We start from the raw sequence: 19,710 nt of genomic DNA, 5'->3' as shown, positions 1-19,710 counted from the left end.
GCTGGTGACGGATGCGTGGGTTGGCAAAGCCGTAGAGGATGTCCACCACGAAGTTGACCAGGATCACCAGGCAGGCGATCAGCAAAATACCGTTTTGCACCACCGGATAATCCCGGGCGCCGATGGCCTCGATCAGCCATTTGCCGATGCCCGGCCAGGAGAAAATGGTCTCGGTCAGCACCGCACCGGCAAGCAACGTACCGACCTGCAGGCCGACCACCGTCAGCACCGGAATCAGCGCGTTGCGCAGGCCGTGGACGAACACCACGCGTGCCGGCGACAGGCCCTTGGCCTTGGCGGTGCGGATGTAGTCTTCGCGCAGCACTTCGAGCATCGAAGAACGGGTCATCCGCGCAATCACCGCCAGCGGGATGGTGCCGAGCACAATGGCCGGCAGGATCAGGTGGTGCAGGGCGTCGAAAAACGCGTCGGGCTCGTCGGCCAGCAGGGTGTCGATCAGCATGAAACCGGTGCGCGGCTCGATGTCGTAGAGCAGGTCGATGCGTCCTGAAACCGGGGTCCAGCCCAGGCTCACGGAGAAGAACATGATCAGGATCAGGCCCCACCAGAAGATCGGCATCGAATAACCGGCCAGGGAAATGCCCATCACCCCATGGTCGAACAGCGACCCGCGCTTGAGCGCCGCAATCACCCCGGCCAGCAGGCCGAGGATGCTGGCGAACAACAGCGCGGCCATGGACAGCTCGAGGGTCGCCGGGAACAGCGAGGTGAACTCGGTCCACACGCTCTCGCGGGTGCGCAGTGATTCACCCAGGTCGCCCTGGGCCAGTTTGCCGACGTAGTCCAGGTACTGGGCGTACAGCGGCTTGTTCAATCCAAGGCGTTCCATTGCCTGAGCGTGCATTTCGGGATCGACGCGACGTTCGCCCATCATGACTTCCACGGGGTCGCCGGGGATCATGCGGATCAACGCGAACGTCAGCAGGGTGATGCCGAAGAACGTGGGGATCAGCAGTCCCAGTCGGCGGGCAATAAAACTAAACATCTTCAGGTGTACCTCATCAGCCGGTTAGGCGTACCGGCCAGCCCGGGGTGCGGGTTGGCCGGGGTTTTTTTCTACTTCACCTGGGTGGTGGCGAAGTTATTGTTGGTCAGCGGATTCATGTGATAACCGTCGACATTCTTGCGCATGGCGGTAAACATTTTCGGGTGCGCCTGGTCGATCCACACCACTTCGTCGTGGAGGATGGCCAGGGCTTTTTCATAGAGGGCAGCACGCTCGGCCGTGTCGGTGGTGGCCCGCGCCTGGGTGATCAGTTCCTGGAATGGCTGGTTGCACCAGCGGCTGTAGTTTTCGCCGTTTTTGGCGGCTTCGCAACTCAGCAGCGGGGTCAGGAAGTTATCCGGATCACCGTTGTCGCCGCTCCAGCCGGCGGATACCAGGTCGTGTTCGCCTTTCTTCGCGCGCTTGAGCATTTCGGCCCATTCCATGACTCGGATGTCGATCTTGATACCGACTTTGGCCAGGTCAGCCTGGATCAACTGCGCCCCCAGTTGCGGGTTCGGGTTGGTCGGCCCACCGGCGTTGCGGGTGTACAGGGTGAAGACCGTACCTGGCGGTACCCCGGCTTCCTTGAGCAGGGCGCGAGCCTTGTCGAGGTCCTGGGGCGGGTTCTTCAGTGCCGTGTTGTAGCCTAGCAGAGCCGGCGGATACGGGTTGACCGCGGCAACCGCGTTGCCCTTGCCGTACAGGGTGTCGACGTAGTTCTGCTTGTCCAGCGCCTGCTCGATGGCCTGGCGCACGCGCACATCGCTGAGGTATTTGTGGCTGGTGTTGATCGCGGTGTAGCCGGTGGACATCGCCGGGATATTCACCACCTGCAGGTTCGGATCGGCCTGGATGCTCGGCACGTCATCGGGTTTCGGGTAGAGCGCTACCTGGCATTCGTTGGCCTTGAGCTTTTGCAGGCGCGTGTTGTTGTCCGGGGTGATGGCGAAGATCAGCGGATCGGCTGGCGCCTTGCCACGGAAGTACTCCGGGTTGGCCTTGTAGCGGACCTGGGCATCCTTGGCGTAGCGCTGGAAGATGAACGGCCCGGTGCCGATCGGCTTGCTGTTGAGGTCGGCCATTTTATTGGCCTTGAGCAACTGGTCGGCGTATTCGGCCGAATGGATCGAGGTGAAGGCCATGCCCAGGTCGAGCAGGAACGGCGCCTCGGGACGGTTCAGGGTGAATTTGACCGTCAGATCGTCGACTTTCTCGACGCTTTTCAGCAAGTTCTGAAAGTCCATGCTTTCAAAGTACGGGAAACCGACGGTGGACTGCTTGTGCCACGGATGGTTCGGGTCCAGTTGACGCTGGAAGCTCCAGACCACGTCGTCGGCATTGAGCGGCCGCGTCGGTTTGAAATAGTCGGTGGTGTGAAAGGTCACGCCCTGGCGCAAATGGAAGGTGTACTGCAGGCCGTCCGGGCTGATTTCCCAGCGCTCGGCCAGGGCCGGCTGGATCTCGGCGGTGCCGGGCTTGAAGTCGACCAGGCGATTGAACAGGGTTTCCGCTGCCGCGTCGGCGGTCACGGCGGTGGTGTAGAGCACCGGATCGAAACCCTCCGGGCTGGCTTCGGTGCAGACCACCAGGGGTTTTGCCGAAGCACCGATCGCTGTCGCCAGCAGGGTGGCGGCGAGCGCGGCGCGCAAGGGAAGCATATTCATGTAAACCCTCCGTAACCAATGAGGCAGATTAGTCGTTGAGGCCGATTCGTCGAATCGGCCTCGGTGTTGTTGCGACTTACAGGATGTTGAACGGAATGGTGGTGACCAGACGGAACTCGTTGATGCTGCCGTCAGCCTGGTTCTCGCTCGCCCGGTGCGCGGTGTAGGTGCCGCGTACGGTGGTGGCTTTCAGCGGACCGCTCTGCACCGCATAGGTTGCACCGATGCCGTATTCATAGTGGTGCTCGCCGTCCTGCGACTGGATGCCGTCATAGCCGGTGCCGGTGTAGTGCGTGCCGTCGATGCCCCAGCCGCGAGCCTGGTAGATGTTGAACTTCAGGCCCGGTACGCCGTACTCGGCCATGTTCAGGCCGTAGGCAACCTGGAAGGACTTCTCGTTCGGGCCGTTGAAGTCCGACAACAGGGAGTTGGCCAGGTAGATGCCGTTGGTTTCGTGCAGGTAGTCGAAGTACTCGTTACCGTTCACTTGCTGGTAGGAGAAGGTCAGGGTGTGTGCCTGGTGGGTCAGGCCGAACGACAGCGAGTAGGTGTCGTTGTCGATCTTGCCCAGCTTGGCTTTGCCTTCTTCCTGGGTCTTGTAGTAGTTCAGGCCGGTGGTCAGGCTCACGACCGAGCTGTCGCCCAGCACGTGGGTGGCGCCGAAGTAGTACTGGTTCCACAGGTCTTCAGCCTGGGTCGCCCAGAGGCTGGTGGTCAGGCTGGCCAGCGGCGCGTAGCTGATGCCGGCGGTGTTGACGTGGTCGGCTTCGGCATTGATGTCGCCGTATTCGGAGCGGAATTTGCTCAGGCTTTCTTCGGTACGCGGCGAGTTGCGATCGAAGGTGGCGAGGTCAAAGGCCAGGTTGTTCAGCTCTTCGCTGTGCAGCGCCACGCCCTGGAAGCTCGAGGGCAGGGCACGGTTGCCGATCACGTCGACCTGCGGGCTGCTGAAGTTCATGCGCCCGGCGGTCAGGGTGGTGTTGGACATGCGTGCCTTGACGTTGGCCAGGCCCAGCTTGCTCCACTGGCCCTGGGCGTCGCCGCCTTCCTTGGTCAGGGTGCGGTTGTTGCCCGCGCCTGGACGAGTGCCCGGTGCACCGCCGTTGTTCGAGGCGAGGTTTTCGCGGTCACGTTCCAGGGCGATGGCGTTGTACGCCGCCAGCTCGGTGCTGAAGCCCACGGTGCCTTCGGTGAAACCGGAGTTGTATTTGATGATGGTGCCCTGGACCCAGTTGATCCGGCGATCAGTCGGGGTCGAAACACCATCTTTCTTGTAGGCGAACTTGCCGCCGCGTTTCAGTTGTTCGTTGGCGTACCAGTTACGGGTACTGCCGTCGATTTTCTGGCCCTCGACGAAGCCGGTGGCCTCGGATTGGGCGTTGCCGGTGTTCACGGTCACCGGGTTGTAGGCCTGGCTTTGTGGTTCGGCGTAAGCGGTGGCGGTGATGCTGCTGATGGCCAGGGCCAGCAGTGCGGTGTTGCTCAGTTTCATCAGTGAAGCTCCTTTCTTTCTTTTTATAAACACCGGTCTTTGTAGGTGATCCGGTTAGTTGGGTAACACGTTCAAGGCATCGCAAACGTTTGCATGAGGGCAGATTGCCGAATTCAGGCAGCAGTGTTGCGTGGGGGCGAATTTCGCCCCCAGGTTGGGTTAATGGTTTATTGGTCTATACCGACGCCCGAGAACACGTTGCGGCCGAAGGGGCTGACCTTGAAGCCTTCGACTTTGGCGCTTAACGGCTGGTTGACCGTCGAGTGGGCAACCGGGGTGATTGGCACTTGCTGCTTGAGCAACTGCTGGGCCTGTTTGTAGAGCACCGTGCGCTGGTCACGGTCGGTGACGATCTTGGCCTGCTTGATCAGCTTGTCGTACTGCGGGTCGCACCACATGGAGTAGTTGTTGCCGCCAATCGCGTCGCAGCTGTACAGGGTGCCCAGCCAGTTGTCCGGGTCACCGTTGTCGCCGGTCCAGCCGATCAGGCTGATGTCATGCTCGCCGTTCTTGGTGCGCTTGATGTACTCGCCCCATTCGTAGCTGACGATCTTCACTTTCAAGCCGATTTTCGCCCAGTCGGCCTGGAGCATTTCCGCCATCAGCTTGGCGTTGGGGTTGTACGGACGCTGCACCGGCATGGCCCACAGGGTGATCTCGGTGCCTTCCTTGACACCGGCGGCGCGGAGCATTTCCCTGGCTTTTTCCGGGTTGAAGGCGGCGTCCTTGATGGTCTCGTCGTAGGACCACTGGGTTGGCGGCATGGCGTTGACCGCCAACTGGCCAGCGCCCTGGTACACGGCATTGAGGATGCCGTGCTTGTTCACCGCCATGTCCAGTGCCTGGCGCACTTCGAGCTGATCGAACGGCTTGTGGCGCACGTTGTAGGCGATGTAGCCGAGGTTGAAGCCGGGTTTTTCGATCAGTTGCAGTTTCGGGTCTTTCTTCAGTGCTTCAACATCCGCCGGACGCGGGTGCAGGGTGACCTGGCACTCGCCGGCCTTGAGTTTCTGCACCCGCACCGAGGCGTCGGTGTTGATGGCGAAAATCAGCTGGTCGAGCTTGACCCGGCTCGGGTCCCAGTACTGTTTGTTGCCGGCGTAGCGGATCTGCGAATCCTTCTGGTAGCGCTGGAACACAAACGGCCCGGTACCCACCGGCTTCTGGTTGATCTCGCTGGGCTTGCCGGCGGCGAGCAACTGCTCGGCGTATTCGGCGGACAGGATCGAGGCGAAACTCATGGCGATGTTCTGGATGAACGCTGCGTCCACCGAGTTCAGGGTCATGACCACGGTCAGCGGCCCGGTTTTCTCGACCTTGGCGATGTTCTTGTTCAGGCTCATCCCGTTGAAATACGGGAACTCGGTGGGGTAAGCCTTGCGGAAGGGGTGCTCGGCATCGAGCATGCGGTTGAAGGTGAAGAGCACGTCGTCGGCGTTGAAATCGCGGCTCGGTGTGAAGTACTTGGTGGTGTGAAACTTCACCCCTTCACGCAGGTGGAAGGTGTACGTCAGGCCATCCTCGGAAATATCCCAGTTGGTCGCCAGGCCCGGCACCACGGTGGTCGCGCCTTTTTCGAACTCGACCAGGCGGTTGTACAGCGGCTCGGCGGCATCGTTGTCGGTCGCGGTGGTGTATTGCGCGGTGTCGAAACCGGCCGGGCTGCCTTCGGAGCAGAACACCAGGCTGTTGCTGGCGGCGTGACTGATGGATGTGGCGGCCAACAGGCCGGTGCCCAGCAGGGCGGAAAATAGCAGGTGATGGCGCATGACGCTCCCTCTCTTGTTCGATGTAAACCCTTGTCCCGTCCGGGGGACGTGCGGGTACAGATCCACGGATTCAGCAATGCCGGTGCCAATGCAATACGACCGGTCGCCGACGTTAGTCAGTCGAGGCTCCGGAGGTAAATGCGAAAAGTCCGAATGACAGGTAAGAAAAGTCGACGCGTCCTAGCTCTGCGAAGTAGTTCGCAACGCTATGGATGTGTAGGCAAATTCTGCTGTCTGGGCAGGTAGCACCATGGCGACGTCACGGACGTCGCCATGGTTGACCCTTACTTGCTGACGCTGACGCCGTAGAAGGAGTTCAAGCCAAACGGGCTGATCTTGAAGTCCTGCACGGTGTTGCGCATGGGTTGATACACCGTCGAGTGCGCGATAGGTGTCATCGGGACTGCATCTTTGAGGAGGTGTTGCGCCTGCTTGTACAGCTCGGTGCGTTTGGCAACGTCGGTGGTCGCCTTGGCTTCCTTGATGATGGTGTCGTACGGCTTGTCACACCATTTCGAGAAGTTGTTGCCGCTCAGGGAGTCGCAGCCGAACAGCACGTTCAGCCAGTTGTCCGGGTCACCATTGTCACCACTCCAGCCAATGATCATGGCCTGGTTCTCGCCGCCTTTGGAACGCTTGATGTACTCGCCCCACTCGTAGCTGACGATGTTGACCTTGAGGCCGATCTTCGCCCAGTCCGACTGCAGCATTTCCGCCATCAGCTTGGCGTTCGGGTTGTACGGACGCTGGACCGGCATGGCCCACAGGGTGATTTCGGTGCCCGGCTTGATGTCGGCTTTTTTCAGCAGTTCCTTGGCCTTCTCCGGATCGTACTTGGCGTCCTTGATGGTGTCGTCATAGGACCACTGGGTCGGCGGCATGGCGTTGACCGCCAGCTGGCCGGCGCCCTGGTACACCGAGTCGATGATCTGCTGTTTGTTCACCGCCATGTCCAGCGCCTGGCGCACTTCGAGCTTGGCCAGTGGGTTGGCGTCGGTACGGCCCTTGAGCACCGGCATCACGTTGTAGGCGATGTAGCCGAGGTTGAAGCCGGCCTGGTGCGGCAGTTTCAGGTCCTTGTCTTCGCCCAGGGCCTTGAGGTCGGCCGGACGTGGGAACAGGGTGACCTGGCATTCGTTTTTCTTCAGCTTCTGGATACGCACCGACGGGTCGGTGGTGATGGCGAAGATCAGGTTGTCGATCTTCACGTCTTCAGGTTTCCAGTAGTCCTTGTTGCCGGTGTAGCGGATGTTGGAGTCTTTCTGGTAGCTCTTGAACACGAACGGACCAGTGCCGACCGGCTTCTGGTTGATGTCGCCCGGCTTGCCTTCCTTCAACAGTTGCGCGGCGTATTCGGCGGACTGGATCGAGGCGAAGCTCATGGCCATGTTCTGGATGAACGCGGCGTCGACCGTGCCCAGGGTGAACTTGACGGTCTTGTCGTCGATTTTTTCGATGTTCTTGATGTTGGTGTCCATCCCCATGTCCGTGAAGTACGGGAACTCGGTGGGGTAGGCTTTGCGGAACGGCATGTCCTTGTCGATCATGCGGTTGAAGGTAAACAGCACGTCGTCGGCGTTGAATTCACGGGTCGGCTTGAAGTACGGCGTGGTATGGAACTTGACCCCTTCGCGCAGGTGGAAGGTGTAGGTCAGGCCATCCGGGGACACGTCCCAGCTGGTCGCCAGGCCAGGCACCACGGCGGTGCCGCCACGTTCGAACTGGCTCAGGCGGTTGAACATGGTTTCTGCCGAGGCGTCGAAGTCGGTTCCGGTGGTGTACTGGCCTGGGTCAAAACCGGCCGGGCTCCCTTCGGAGCAGAACACCAGGTTAGTCGCAGCGGAGGCGAAGGGTGCGCTAGCTAGCAAGCTGGCGCCGACTAAAAACGGAATGACCGCGTGTTTGAGCATGGTGGCCTCATGATTTGTTGTCATTTTTGGAATTAGAGGACGACCTCGTGAGTCGACCTGCGGATACTTATGCAGGGGCTATACCCAATGCAAGACGCAGAACGGCTACAAGGATTAAACAGTGGTACGAACGTACCTTAATGTCGCATATGTATAAACTTTGCCGCATTTGACCGTTTGCGCAGGGTTTTTTCAGTGCAAAGGTCGCACCAATGTGGTGCCAGGTCGGTAGCGATCGCACCCTGTTGGAGCGGTGATGTTACCGAACTATACGTACAGCCTAGACGGCTTTTTCGTGTTGGCGAGTGGGAAAACAAACCTGCAGGAGGCCCTGCAGGTTTTGTCGCACGAGGGGTCACGGCATCAGTACTTCAATCGAGCCATCGGCGGTCATGCTCACCTGGCTGGTGCCGGCTTCGACATCCGGGGTGACCGGTGCGGAATCCATGGCGGCGGCCTTCATCATCATCGGTGCGCGCATGTAGGGCTGTGGATAACCGTTGGTGTTGAGGTTCAGGTTGACGATCTTGTAACCCTTGCCGCCCAGGGCTTCGGTGGTCAACTGGGCACGAGCCTTGAACGCGTTCACCGCCTGCTTGAGCAGGGCGTCTTCGCTGGCTTTGCGGGTCGGGTCGGCAATGGCGAAGTCCATGCCGGCCATTTTCAGTCCGGTGAGCAATTCGCCGGTGAGCTTGGACAGCGCGGCGAAGTCCGAGCTTTCCAGGCGCAGTTCGGCGCGCTCACGCCAGCCGGTGATTTTCTGGCCCTTGTCGTCGTAGATCGGGTAGCTGTTACGGCTGCCCTGGCGCAGGGTCACGTCCTTGACCTGGCGGGCCTGGCCGAGGGCCTTGTTCATGGTGGTGCTGATGTCGGCGGCGAGCTTGGCTGGGTCGGTGTTCTGCTCTTCGGTGTAGAGCGTCACGATCATCAGGTCGCGGGCCACTTCCTGGCTGACTTCGGCGCGCAGGGAGATCTGGTTGTAGTGCAGTTCGTCCGCGGCCAGGGTCGGGAGGCTGGCCAGGGTGCCGGCACTGAGGGCGAGAAGGGCGACGCTGCGGCGAAAAGTGTGCATGAAAGCTCCTTGGATGATGCGCAGGGATGATGGTCCGGTCCTGCAGTGACCCATCAGACTCTAGCTTTTAATGGCGGGTTCACCCGGTTACAACTTCTATACAGATCTGAACGGCGGACCTTGCAGGAGCGAGCTTGCTCGCGAAAAACGTTAACGATAACGGGGTCATTCTGAATGAACGCGGTGTCCATGAATTTTTCGCGAGCAAGCTCGCTCCTACAGACCTGTGGCGCTTTGCCGCAGTTTTGCCTGTCGACGCCCCTGCTTGGTTATACTCGACGCGATCCGCCTGGAGCGCTCATCAGGAGAGCTCATGCTCGCCCCCGTACAACTACTTTCCGCAACGCGCCAGAACCTCTGGCGTCTGACCTTCATCCGCACCCTGGTGCTGGCCGCCCAGGCCGGTTCGGTCGGGCTCGCCTATTGGTTCGACCTGCTGCCACTGCCCTGGCTGGAGCTGGCGGCGACCCTCGGCTGCTCGATGCTGCTGTGCGCCTTCACCGCCATCCGTTTGCGCACTTCGTGGCCGGTGACCGAGCTGGAATACGCCGTGCAACTGGCCTGCGACCTGTTTATCCACAGTGCGCTGCTGTATTTCTCGGGAGGCTCGACCAACCCGTTCGTCTCCTACTACCTGGTGCCGCTGACCATAGCCGCGGTGACCTTGCCCTGGCGTTATTCGGTGATCCTCTCGGGCATCGCCCTGACCATGTACACCTTGCTCCTGGCGCAGTTCTACCCGCTGGAAACCTTCCCGATGTACCGGGAAAAGATGCAGATCTACGGCATGTGGCTGAGTTTCGCCCTGGCAGCGGCGGTGATCACCTTCTTCGCCGCGCGCATGGCCGAAGAGCTGCGCCGCCAGGAAGAGTTGCGCGCAATTCGTCGCGAAGAAGGCCTGCGCGACCAGCAACTGCTCGCCGTGGCCACCCAGGCCGCCGGTGCCGCCCATGAATTGGGCACGCCGCTGGCGACCATGAGCGTGTTGCTCAACGAGATGCAGCAGGATCACCAGGACCCGTTGCTGCGCGAGGACCTGAGCGTGCTGCAGGATCAGGTGAAACTGTGCAAGCAGACTCTCCAGCAGCTGGTGCGCGCCGCCGAGGCCAATCGCCGGCTGGCGGTGGAGATGCAGGATGTCAGCGTCTGGCTCAAGGAGGCGCTGGACCGCTGGCACCTGATGCGCCCGGAAGCCACCTACCGTCTGCAGCACATGGGCATGGGCGAGGAGCCGCGCCTGGCGCCGCCTCCGGATTTGACCCAGGCCCTGCTGAACCTGTTGAACAACGCTGCCGATGCCTGCCCCGAAGGGCTGGAAGTGACGCTGGACTGGGATGCCCTCGAGCTGACCATCAGCATTCGCGACCACGGCGCCGGCGTGCCATTGGCGATTGCCGAGCAGATCGGCAAGCCATTTTTTACCACCAAGGGTAAAGGTTTCGGCCTCGGCCTGTTTTTGAGCAAAGCCAGCGTGACACGCGCCGGTGGCTCAGTGAAACTCTATAGTCACGAGGAAGGCGGTACGCTCACCGAGCTGCGCCTGCCCCGTGCCGCACGAGGAGACGAACATGAGTGAAGAGATCCAAGTCGAAGGCGAAGACCTGCCGCATTTGTTGCTGGTAGACGACGACGCCACATTTACCCGGGTCATGGCCCGCGCCATGAGCCGTCGCGGTTTTCGCGTCAGCACCGCCGGCTCGGCCGAGGAAGGCCTGGTGATCGCCCAGCAGGACCTGCCGGACTACGCCGCGCTCGACCTGAAAATGGAAGGCGATTCCGGACTGGTGCTGCTGCCCAAGCTGCTGGAACTCGATCCGGAAATGCGTGTGCTGATCCTCACCGGCTATTCGAGCATTGCCACCGCCGTCGAGGCGATCAAGCGCGGCGCCTGCAACTACCTGTGCAAACCGGCCGACGCCGACGATGTGCTGGCCGCCTTGCTCTCCGAACATGCCGACCTCGACACCCTGGTGCCGGAAAACCCGATGTCGGTGGACCGCCTGCAGTGGGAGCACATCCAGCGCGTCCTCACCGAGCACGAAGGCAACATCTCCGCCACTGCCCGCGCGCTGGGCATGCACCGGCGCACCTTGCAGCGCAAATTGCAGAAGCGTCCCGTGCGCCGCTGAACCTGCGCTGAACGAATTTTGCCGGCCTTCGCGACAAACCGAACCGATCATCTATGATCGGTTCGTACATCCTGTATTTTCTACCGAGCCTGAACCATGAATCAGAACGCTGAATATTCCGCGGTCAACGATGCTGTGCGCGGTGATTTCTTGCGCCGTGTCTGGCAAATGATTACGCCGTACTGGCGCAGTGAAGAGAAGGGCAAGGCCTGGTTGCTGTTGATTGCGGTGATCGGCCTGTCGCTGTTCAGCGTGGCGATTTCGGTGTGGATCAACAGTTGGTACAAGGACTTCTACAACGCCCTGGAAAAGAAGGACGACACCGCATTCTGGAGCCTGATCCTGTATTTCTGCGGGATTGCCGCGGTGGCGATCCTCGGTGCCGTGTACCGCCTGTACCTGACCCAGATGCTGACCATCCGCTGGCGGGCCTGGCTGACCGAGAAGCACTTCAGTCGCTGGCTGGCGCACAAGAACTACTACCAGCTGGAGCAGGGCGGCTACACCGACAACCCGGACCAGCGGATCTCCGAAGACCTCAATAACTTCACCAGCAACACCCTGAGCCTGGGCCTTGGGCTGATCCGCACCGTGGTCAGCCTGGTGTCGTTTTCGATCATTCTGTGGGGTGTCTCCGGCAGCATCGAAGTGTTCGGCTACACCATCCCCGGCTACATGTTCTGGTGCGCGCTGGTCTATGCCGTGGTGGGCAGTTGGATCACCCACCTGATAGGCCGCCGGCTGATCGGCCTGAACAACCAGCAACAACGTTTTGAAGCCGACTTGCGTTTCTCCATGGTGCGCGTGCGCGAGAACGCCGAGAGCATCGCCCTGTACAACGGCGAGGCCAATGAAAACCAACGATTGAGCACGCGCTTCGGCAGGGTCTGGCACAACTTCTGGGACATCATGAAGGTGTCCAAACGTCTGACCTTCTTCACTGCCGGCTACAGCCAGATCGCAGTCATCTTCCCGTTTATGGTCGCCGCGCCACGCTACTTCGCCGGCAAGATCGAGCTGGGCGAGCTGATGCAAATCAACTCGGCGTTCGGCAACGTCCAGGAGAATTTCAGCTGGTTCATCGGTGCCTACGCTGACCTCGCGTCCTGGCGCGCCACCTGTGACCGGTTGCTGAGTTTCCGCCAGGCCATGACTGAAAACGAAGAGCGTGCACCGGCCATCGATGTACACCTGCAGGGCCATGAATTGAAGGTGCAGCACGTGGGCCTCGATCTGGCGGACGGTCGGCATCTGCTGACCAATGCCGACATGACCGTGGAGCAGGGCGACCGGTTGATGCTCAGCGGCCGCTCCGGCAGTGGCAAAAGTACCTTGCTGCGGGCCATGGGCGGCTTGTGGCCGGCCGGGCACGGGGCGATTCGCCTGCCCAGCGCGCGTTATCTGTTCCTGCCGCAAAAGCCTTACCTGCCGATCGGCACCCTGCGCGAAGCCCTGAGTTATCCACAAGCGGGCGACACCTATGCCGCGGAGCGTTATGAGCAGGTGCTGGAAACCTGCCGACTGCCGCACCTGATCGCCCGCCTCGACGAAGCCAACCACTGGCAACGCCTGCTGTCGCCGGGCGAACAGCAGCGGCTGGCCTTCGCTCGCGCCCTGTTGTATGCGCCGCAATGGCTGTATATGGACGAAGCCACGTCGGCGATGGACGAGGAAGACGAAGCCAACCTGTACCAGGCGCTGATCGATCAGCTGCCGGGTTTGAGCATTGTCAGCGTCGGTCACCGCAGCAGCCTCAAGCGCTTCCACCCGCGGCATGTGCGAATCGAAAACGGTCATCTGCAGGAGCAGGCCGTCACCGCCTGATCGGCCGATTGACCTGCAATGCACGTATAAAAAACACGGGCATTGCAGGTCAACAGTGATCGTACAACTGCGCTGCGCTATGATGTGACAATCACTGCTCGCCTGAGACCGATGTTGCCATGGAAAACCCGATCGACACCCCCCGTCTGCCCCGCAAGCGCCGCAGCCTCGCGCAGGAGCTGGTGACGGTGCTGACCGAGCAGATCCGCGATGGACTGCTGCAGCGTGGCGACAAACTGCCCACCGAGTCGGCGATCATGGAAGCCCATGGCGTCAGTCGCACGGTGGTGCGTGAGGCAATCTCGCGTTTGCAGGCGGCGGGGCAGGTGGAGACCCGTCATGGCATCGGCACCTTTGTCCTCGACACCCCAAGCCCGAGCGGTTTTCGTATTGATCCGGCCACCGTCGTCACCCTGCGTGATGTGCTGGCGGTATTGGAATTGCGCATCAGCCTGGAAGTGGAATCCGCTGGCCTGGCCGCGCAACGCCGTAGTCCCGAACAGCTGGCGCTGATGCGCGCGGCCCTGGATGCGCTGAACGAAAGCGCGGCCCATGCCAGCGATGCGGTGGCCTCGGACTTCCAGTTCCACCTGCAGATTGCCCTGGCCACCGGCAACCGCTATTTCACCGACATCATGACCCACCTGGGCACCAGCATTATCCCGCGCACCCGCCTCAACTCGGCGCGCCTGGCCCATGACGACCACCAGCATTACATGAGCCGCCTGGCCCGCGAGCACGATGAGATCTACGACGCCATCGCCCGCCAGGACTCCGACGCCGCCCGCGCCGCCATGCGCCTGCACCTGACCAACAGCCGCGAACGCCTGCGCCACGCTCACGAAGAAGCCCAGGCGCAACACGGCTGAATCCCCTTTCCCGTCCCTGGTTTCAGGCCGATCAGCAGTCGAGCCCTCGACTGCTGAGTGTCGGACATCTCATGACTATCTCGACCATCAACTCCCCCAGCGCATGAAATACTCTTTCCTGTGCGATTTATTTATTCTTTAAAAATCAACCAGATATCGACTATTCAAGTACGTGGTTAGGGCAAATCTCCCCACGGCGGATGAAATGCAGTTGACGGTTGCATTTTAAGTTGTACGATGACATACAACTTCAGCCAAGGCTGAGCGGCTTTTCATCACAACGTGCAACCCAGGGTGTTCGAATAATGAATCCACAAGAACTGAAGTCCATCCTCTCTTCCGGTCTGCTGTCCTTCCCGGTCACCGACTTCAATGCGCAAGGCGATTTCAACCGTGACGGCTACATCAAGCGTCTGGAATGGCTGGCCCCGTACGGCGCTTCGGCACTGTTCGCCGCCGGTGGCACGGGTGAGTTTTTCTCCCTGGCTGCCAGCGAGTACTCGCAAATCATCAAGACCGCCGTCGACACTTGCGCCAGCAGCGTGCCGATCCTCGCCGGTGTCGGTGGTTCGACTCGCCAGGCCATCGAATACGCACAAGAAGCCGAGCGCCTGGGCGCCAAGGGCCTGTTGCTGTTGCCGCACTACCTGACCGAAGCCAGCCAGGACGGGGTTGCCGCCCACGTTGAAGCGGTGTGCAATTCGGTAAAAATCGGCGTGGTGGTGTACAACCGCAACGTCTGCCGCCTGACCGCGCCGTTGCTGGAACGCCTGGCTGAACGCTGCCCGAACCTGATCGGTTACAAGGACGGCCTGGGTGACATCGAGTTGATGGTGTCGATCCGTCGCCGCCTCGGTGATCGCTTCAGCTACCTCGGCGGCTTGCCGACCGCAGAAGTCTACGCCGCGGCCTACAAGGCCCTGGGCGTACCGGTCTACTCCTCGGCGGTGTTCAACTTCATCCCGAAAACCGCGATGGACTTCTACCACGCCATTGCCCGCGAAGATCACGCCACCGTTGGCAAGATCATCGATGACTTCTTCCTGCCGTACCTGGACATCCGTAACCGCAAGGCCGGCTATGCCGTGAGCATCGTCAAGGCCGGGGCAAAAATCTCCGGCTATGACGCAGGTCCGGTGCGTGCGCCGCTGACCGATCTGCTGCCTGAAGAATACGAAGCACTGGCCGCCTTGATCGACAAGCAAGGTGCGCAGTAACCACTTGATCAAACAAGGCCGCTGAGCAATCAGCGGCCTTTTGCGTAAGGAGACTGCCGTGGCAGACGTAAAGCGATTCGACAACTACATCGGCGGCCAATGGGTCGCCGGTGCCGACTACTCGACCAACATCAACCCATCGGAGTTGTCCGATGTGATTGGCGAGTACGCCAAGGCTGACCTGGCCCAGGTCAACGCGGCCATCGATGCCGCCCGCGCCGCATTCCCAGCCTGGTCGACCTCGGGTATCCAGGCGCGCAGCGATGCGCTGGACAAGATCGGCAGCGAAATCCTCGCCCGCCGTGAAGAACTCGGCACCTTGCTGGCCCGGGAAGAGGGCAAGACCCTGCCCGAAGCGATCGGTGAAGTGTCGCGTGCCGGCAACATCTTCAAGTTTTTCGCCGGTGAGTGCCTGCGTCTGTCGGGCGACTACCTGCCTTCGGTACGTCCCGGGGTCAACGTCGAAGTCACTCGCGAAGCCTTGGGCGTGGTCGGCCTGATCACCCCGTGGAACTTCCCGATTGCCATCCCGGCCTGGAAGATCGCCCCGGCTCTGGCCTACGGCAACTGCGTGGTGCTGAAACCGGCCGACCTGGTACCGGGTTGTGCCTGGGCCCTGGCGGAAATCATCTCCCGCGCCGGCTTCCCGGCAGGCGTGTTCAACCTGGTGATGGGCAGCGGCCGGGTAGTCGGCGAGGCGCTGGTCAACAGCCCGAAAGTCGACGGCATCAGCTTCACCGGTTCGGTGGGCGTCGGCCGGCAGATCGCGGTCAACTGCGTATCGCGCCAGGCCAAGGTGCAGTTGGAGATGGGCGGCAAGAACCCGCAGATCATCCTCGACGACGCCGACCTCAAGCAGGCGGTCGAGCTCTCGGTGCAGAGCGCGTTTTATTCCACCGGCCAACGCTGCACGGCGTCGAGCCGGCTGATCGTCACCGCCGGGATTCACGACCAATTCGTCGAGGCCATGGCCGAGCGGATGAAGTCGATCAAGGTCGGCCATGCGCTGAAATCCGGTATCGACATCGGTCCGGTGGTGTCCCAGTCCCAGCTCGAGCAAGACCTGAAGTACATCGACATCGGCCAGTCCGAAGGTGCACGTCTGGTCAGCGGCGGTGGTTTGGTGACCTGCGACACCGAAGGCTACTTCCTCGCGCCAACGCTGTTTGCCGACAGCGAAGCCGCGATGCGCATCAGCCGTGAAGAGATTTTCGGCCCAGTGGCCAACATCGTCCGGGTTGCCGATTACGAGGCGGCGCTGGAGATGGCCAACGACACCGAGTTCGGCCTGTCGGCGGGCATCGCCACCACCTCGTTGAAATACGCCAACCACTTCAAACGTCACTCCCAGGCCGGGATGGTGATGGTCAACCTGCCGACCGCCGGCGTGGATTACCACGTTCCGTTCGGTGGGCGAAAAGGTTCATCCTATGGATCTCGTGAGCAAGGTCGCTATGCACAAGAGTTTTATACGGTCGTAAAAACCGCCTACATCGGCTCCTGATACATGCACTACCTGTAGGAGCTGGCTTGCCAGCGAAAGCATTATCGCGCAGCGACTGACACACCGAGTCGCCTGCATCGCTGGCAAGCCAGCTCCTACAAAAAACGACCAAAGATTTACCCGCGCATAAAAATAATCAGTGGGAGTACTTTTACATGCAAGCGACCAAGCCGACCCACGTCCGCTATTTGATCCTGCTCATGCTGTTCCTGGTGACCACGATCAACTACGCCGACCGTGCCACCATCGCCATCGCAGGTTCCAGCCTGCAAAAAGACCTCGGCATCGACGCGGTCACCCTCGGCTACATTTTCTCTGCCTTTGGATGGGCCTACGTCGCCGGACAAATTCCCGGAGGCTGGCTGCTGGACCGTTTCGGCTCGAAAAAAGTCTACGCCCTGAGTATCTTCACCTGGTCCCTGTTTACCGTGCTGCAAGGCTTTGTCGGTGAATTCGGCATGTCCACCGCGGTAGTCGCGCTGTTCATGCTGCGCTTCCTCGTTGGCCTGGCCGAAGCGCCATCCTTCCCCGGCAACGCGCGCATCGTCGCCGCCTGGTTCCCCACCGCCGAACGCGGCACCGCCTCGGCGATCTTCAACTCGGCGCAATACTTTGCCACCGTGTTGTTTGCACCGCTGATGGGCTGGATCGTCTACTCCTTCGGCTGGGAACACGTGTTCATCGTCATGGGTATCCTCGGCATTATCTTCTCGCTGGTCTGGCTGAAAGTGATCTACAGCCCGCGTGAACACCCGCGGATCAACGACGCCGAGTTCAAGCACATCGCCGACAACGGCGGCATGGTCGACATGGATCAGAAGGGTAAAAAATCCGACGGTCCAAAATGGGATTACATCCGCCAGTTGCTGACCAACCGCATGATGCTTGGTGTGTATCTGGGTCAGTACTGCATCAACGGCATCACCTACTTCTTCCTGACCTGGTTCCCGGTGTACCTGGTGCAAGAACGTGGCATGACCATCCTCAAGGCCGGCTTCATTGCCTCGTTGCCGGCGATCTGCGGTTTTATCGGCGGCGTGCTGGGCGGGGTAATCTCCGACTACCTGCTGCGCAAGGGCCACTCCCTGACCTTCGCCCGCAAGGCGCCGATCATCGCCGGCCTGCTGGTGTCGAGCAGCATCGTGGCTTGCAACTATGTCGAAGTGGAATGGATGGTGGTCGGCTTCATGGCCCTGGCCTTCTTCGGCAAAGGTGTTGGCGCACTGGGTTGGGCGGTGGTTTCCGACACCTCGCCGAAACAGATCGCTGGCCTTAGCGGTGGTTTGTTCAACACCTTCGGTAACATTGCCTCGATCACCACGCCTATCGTCATCGGCTACATCATCAGCTCCACCGGTTCGTTCAAGTGGGCCCTGGTGTTCGTCGGCGCCAACGCCCTGGTTGCGGTATTCAGCTACCTGGTAATCGTCGGTCCGATCAAACGTGTTGTGCTCAAAGAGCCGCCCACCAACGGCGGTTCCGAAGCCGCTGGCAAATTGTCTCAAGCGCATTCCTGAGGAGCGGCGTCATGCAGTTGATTGAACATTCCGACTCGCCGCGCTACATCCGCCTGCACGAGCGGGACAACGTGGTAGTAGTGGTCAACGACCAGGGCGTACCGGCGGGGACGGAGTTCCCCGACGGCCTGGTGACCGTGGATTTCGTACCGCAGAGCCACAAGGTGACCCTGCAGGACATTCCCGAAGGCGGCCAGGTGATTCGTTACGGCCAGGTCATCGGTTATGCCTTGCAGCCGATTCCCCGTGGCAGCTGGGTCAAGGAAGATCAACTGCGTATGCCCACCGCGCCACCGCTGGACAGCTTGCCGCTGTCCACCGAAGTGCCGGCGGCCCAGGCGCCACTGGAAGGCTTTACCTTCGAGGGTTACCGCAACGCCGACGGCACGGTCGGCACTCGCAACATTCTCGGGATCACGACCACCGTGCAGTGCGTCACCGGGGTTCTCGATCACGCGGTCAAGCGCATCAAGGACGAACTGTTGCCGCGTTACCCCCATGTCGATGACGTGATCGCCCTGACCCACAGCTACGGCTGTGGCGTGGCGATCACCGCCACCGATGCCTACATCCCGATCCGTACCGTGCGCAACCTGGCGCGCAATCCGAACCTGGGCGGCGAAGCGCTGGTGATCAGCCTCGGTTGCGAGAAGTTGCAGGCCGGGCAGGTGATGCATGACAACGACAGCTCGGTGGATCTCAGCGAGCCGTGGTTGTATCGCCTGCAGGACGCCAGTCACGGTTTCAGCGAAATGATCGAGCAGATCATGGAACTGGCCGAAGTGCGCCTGAAGAAACTCGACCAGCGTCGGCGGGAAACCGTACCGGCCTCGGAACTGATCCTCGGCATGCAGTGCGGCGGCAGCGATGCGTTTTCCGGGATCACCGCCAACCCGGCCCTGGGCTTTGCCTCCGACCTGCTGCTGCGGGCCGGGGCGACGGTGATGTTTTCCGAGGTCACCGAAGTGCGCGATGCCATCTACTTGCTGACCTCGCGGGCGGAAACCGAAGCGGTGGCCGAGGAACTGGTGCGGGAAATGGACTGGTACGACCGCTACCTGGCCAAGGGCGAGGCCGACCGCAGCGCCAACACCACGCCGGGCAACAAGAAGGGCGGGTTGTCGAACATTGTCGAGAAGTCCCTGGGGTCGATCGTCAAATCCGGCAACAGCGCGATCAACGGCGTGCTCGGTCCGGGCGAGCGCTTCAAGCGCAAGGGCCTGATCTTCTGCGCGACACCGGCCAGCGATTTCGTCTGCGGCACCTTGCAACTGGCTGCCGGGATGAACCTGCATGTGTTCACCACTGGCCGCGGCACGCCTTATGGCTTGGCGATGGCGCCGGTGGTCAAGGTTTCGACCCGCAGCGAACTGGCGCAACGCTGGCCGGACCTGATCGACATCGATGCCGGGCGGATCGCCACCGGACGGGCGTCCATCGAGGAACTGGGGTGGGAGCTGTTCCACTTCTATCTGGACGTGGCCAGCGGGCGCAAGGAAACCTGGGCGCAGCGGCACAAGCTGCATAACGACATTACCCTGTTCAATCCGGCGCCGATTACTTGAGATCGAGAGCCTTGCCACTGTAGGAGCCGGCTTGCCGGCGAAGGCGGTGCATCAGGAGCATCGCGCTGTCTGGTTCGCTGGCAAGCCAGCTCCTACAAAAGCGATCTACCAGACGCCAATGTCCCCGGTGGCTTATCATTAGCCACCTAACGACACCTCCACCTCCAAG

14 protein-coding genes are annotated in these 19,710 nt (G+C 61.0%); 8 read left to right on the top strand and 6 right to left on the bottom strand.

What is annotated here, in order from left to right:
- The 6 genes from ACZYR5_RS17795 to ACZYR5_RS17770 all read right to left on the bottom strand — a co-directional run.
- Positions 1-1,006 (bottom strand): ABC transporter permease subunit (locus tag ACZYR5_RS17795; RefSeq protein ID WP_489090384.1); only part of this gene is annotated, 1,006 nt, incomplete at its 3' end.
- A 71-nt stretch (positions 1,007-1,077) separates the two neighbouring features.
- Positions 1,078-2,673 (bottom strand): ABC transporter substrate-binding protein, encoded by a 1,596-nt coding sequence (locus tag ACZYR5_RS17790; protein WP_489090383.1) that lies wholly within the window; start codon positions 2,671-2,673, stop codon positions 1,078-1,080.
- A gap of 76 nt (positions 2,674-2,749) precedes the next feature.
- Complete coding sequence (locus tag ACZYR5_RS17785; protein ID WP_489090382.1) at positions 2,750-4,165, bottom strand: OprD family porin; 1,416 nt, start codon at positions 4,163-4,165, stop codon at positions 2,750-2,752.
- Between the two features lie 167 nt (positions 4,166-4,332).
- Positions 4,333-5,934, bottom strand: a complete 1,602-nt coding sequence (locus tag ACZYR5_RS17780; protein ID WP_489090381.1) for an ABC transporter substrate-binding protein — start codon at positions 5,932-5,934, stop codon at positions 4,333-4,335.
- Positions 5,935-6,218: 284 nt separating this feature from the next.
- Entirely contained in the window at positions 6,219-7,844 is a 1,626-nt protein-coding gene (locus ACZYR5_RS17775; RefSeq protein WP_489090380.1) for an ABC transporter substrate-binding protein, read from the bottom strand.
- A gap of 355 nt (positions 7,845-8,199) precedes the next feature.
- On the bottom strand, positions 8,200-8,916 hold the full coding sequence (locus tag ACZYR5_RS17770; protein ID WP_489090379.1) for an SIMPL domain-containing protein: 717 nt from the start codon (positions 8,914-8,916) through the stop codon (positions 8,200-8,202).
- A 313-nt stretch (positions 8,917-9,229) separates the two neighbouring features.
- Between ACZYR5_RS17770 and ACZYR5_RS17765 the strand changes: the two genes are divergently transcribed.
- The 8 genes from ACZYR5_RS17765 to garD all read left to right on the top strand — a co-directional run bounded on the left by ACZYR5_RS17765 (position 9,230) and on the right by garD (position 19,541).
- A complete protein-coding gene (locus ACZYR5_RS17765) occupies positions 9,230-10,492 on the top strand; it encodes an ATP-binding protein (protein ID WP_489090378.1) in 1,263 nt (420 codons plus the stop codon).
- On the top strand, positions 10,485-11,045 hold the full coding sequence (locus ACZYR5_RS17760) for a response regulator transcription factor (RefSeq protein ID WP_489090377.1): 561 nt from the start codon (positions 10,485-10,487) through the stop codon (positions 11,043-11,045). Before ACZYR5_RS17765 ends, ACZYR5_RS17760 begins: the two co-directional genes overlap by 8 nt.
- Before the next feature lie 96 nt (positions 11,046-11,141).
- The gene (locus ACZYR5_RS17755; protein WP_489090376.1) at positions 11,142-12,869 is read left to right on the top strand and encodes an ABC transporter ATP-binding protein/permease; all 1,728 of its coding nucleotides are present in this window, start codon (positions 11,142-11,144) and stop codon (positions 12,867-12,869) included.
- Positions 12,870-12,988: 119 nt separating this feature from the next.
- Complete coding sequence (locus tag ACZYR5_RS17750) at positions 12,989-13,738, top strand: FadR/GntR family transcriptional regulator (RefSeq protein ID WP_027618494.1); 750 nt, start codon at positions 12,989-12,991, stop codon at positions 13,736-13,738.
- Between the two features lie 305 nt (positions 13,739-14,043).
- The gene (kdgD, locus tag ACZYR5_RS17745) at positions 14,044-14,955 is read left to right on the top strand and encodes a 5-dehydro-4-deoxyglucarate dehydratase (protein WP_489090375.1); all 912 of its coding nucleotides are present in this window, start codon (positions 14,044-14,046) and stop codon (positions 14,953-14,955) included.
- A gap of 58 nt (positions 14,956-15,013) precedes the next feature.
- Positions 15,014-16,459: an aldehyde dehydrogenase family protein gene (locus ACZYR5_RS17740; RefSeq protein WP_489090374.1), complete on the top strand. Its 1,446-nt coding sequence runs from the start codon at positions 15,014-15,016 to the stop codon at positions 16,457-16,459.
- Between the two features lie 155 nt (positions 16,460-16,614).
- Entirely contained in the window at positions 16,615-17,976 is a 1,362-nt protein-coding gene (locus ACZYR5_RS17735; protein WP_027618497.1) for an MFS transporter, read from the top strand.
- Between the two features lie 11 nt (positions 17,977-17,987).
- Complete coding sequence (gene garD / locus ACZYR5_RS17730; RefSeq protein WP_027618498.1) at positions 17,988-19,541, top strand: galactarate dehydratase; 1,554 nt, start codon at positions 17,988-17,990, stop codon at positions 19,539-19,541.
- Positions 19,542-19,710: the final 169 nt, after the last annotated feature.

The sequence above is a fragment of the Pseudomonas sp. F007 genome, assembly GCF_057814275.1.
This window is presented reverse-complemented; position numbering and strand designations above follow the sequence as displayed.

Bases quoted from the DNA above. Each gene is read 5' to 3' on its own strand.
- ACZYR5_RS17780 (WP_489090381.1), bottom strand. From the start codon at position 5,934: ATGCGCCATCACCTGCTATTTTCCGCCCTGCTGGGCACCGGCCTGTTG.
- garD (WP_027618498.1), top strand. From the start codon at position 17,988: ATGCAGTTGATTGAACATTCCGACTCGCCGCGCTACATCCGCCTGCAC.
- ACZYR5_RS17775 (WP_489090380.1), bottom strand. From the start codon at position 7,844: ATGCTCAAACACGCGGTCATTCCGTTTTTAGTCGGCGCCAGCTTGCTA.
- ACZYR5_RS17750 (WP_027618494.1), top strand. From the start codon at position 12,989: ATGGAAAACCCGATCGACACCCCCCGTCTGCCCCGCAAGCGCCGCAGC.
- ACZYR5_RS17755 (WP_489090376.1), top strand. From the start codon at position 11,142: ATGAATCAGAACGCTGAATATTCCGCGGTCAACGATGCTGTGCGCGGT.
- ACZYR5_RS17760 (WP_489090377.1), top strand. From the start codon at position 10,485: ATGAGTGAAGAGATCCAAGTCGAAGGCGAAGACCTGCCGCATTTGTTG.
- ACZYR5_RS17790 (WP_489090383.1), bottom strand. From the start codon at position 2,673: ATGAATATGCTTCCCTTGCGCGCCGCGCTCGCCGCCACCCTGCTGGCG.
- ACZYR5_RS17785 (WP_489090382.1), bottom strand. From the start codon at position 4,165: ATGAAACTGAGCAACACCGCACTGCTGGCCCTGGCCATCAGCAGCATC.
- ACZYR5_RS17765 (WP_489090378.1), top strand. From the start codon at position 9,230: ATGCTCGCCCCCGTACAACTACTTTCCGCAACGCGCCAGAACCTCTGG.
- ACZYR5_RS17770 (WP_489090379.1), bottom strand. From the start codon at position 8,916: ATGCACACTTTTCGCCGCAGCGTCGCCCTTCTCGCCCTCAGTGCCGGC.
- ACZYR5_RS17735 (WP_027618497.1), top strand. From the start codon at position 16,615: ATGCAAGCGACCAAGCCGACCCACGTCCGCTATTTGATCCTGCTCATG.
- kdgD (WP_489090375.1), top strand. From the start codon at position 14,044: ATGAATCCACAAGAACTGAAGTCCATCCTCTCTTCCGGTCTGCTGTCC.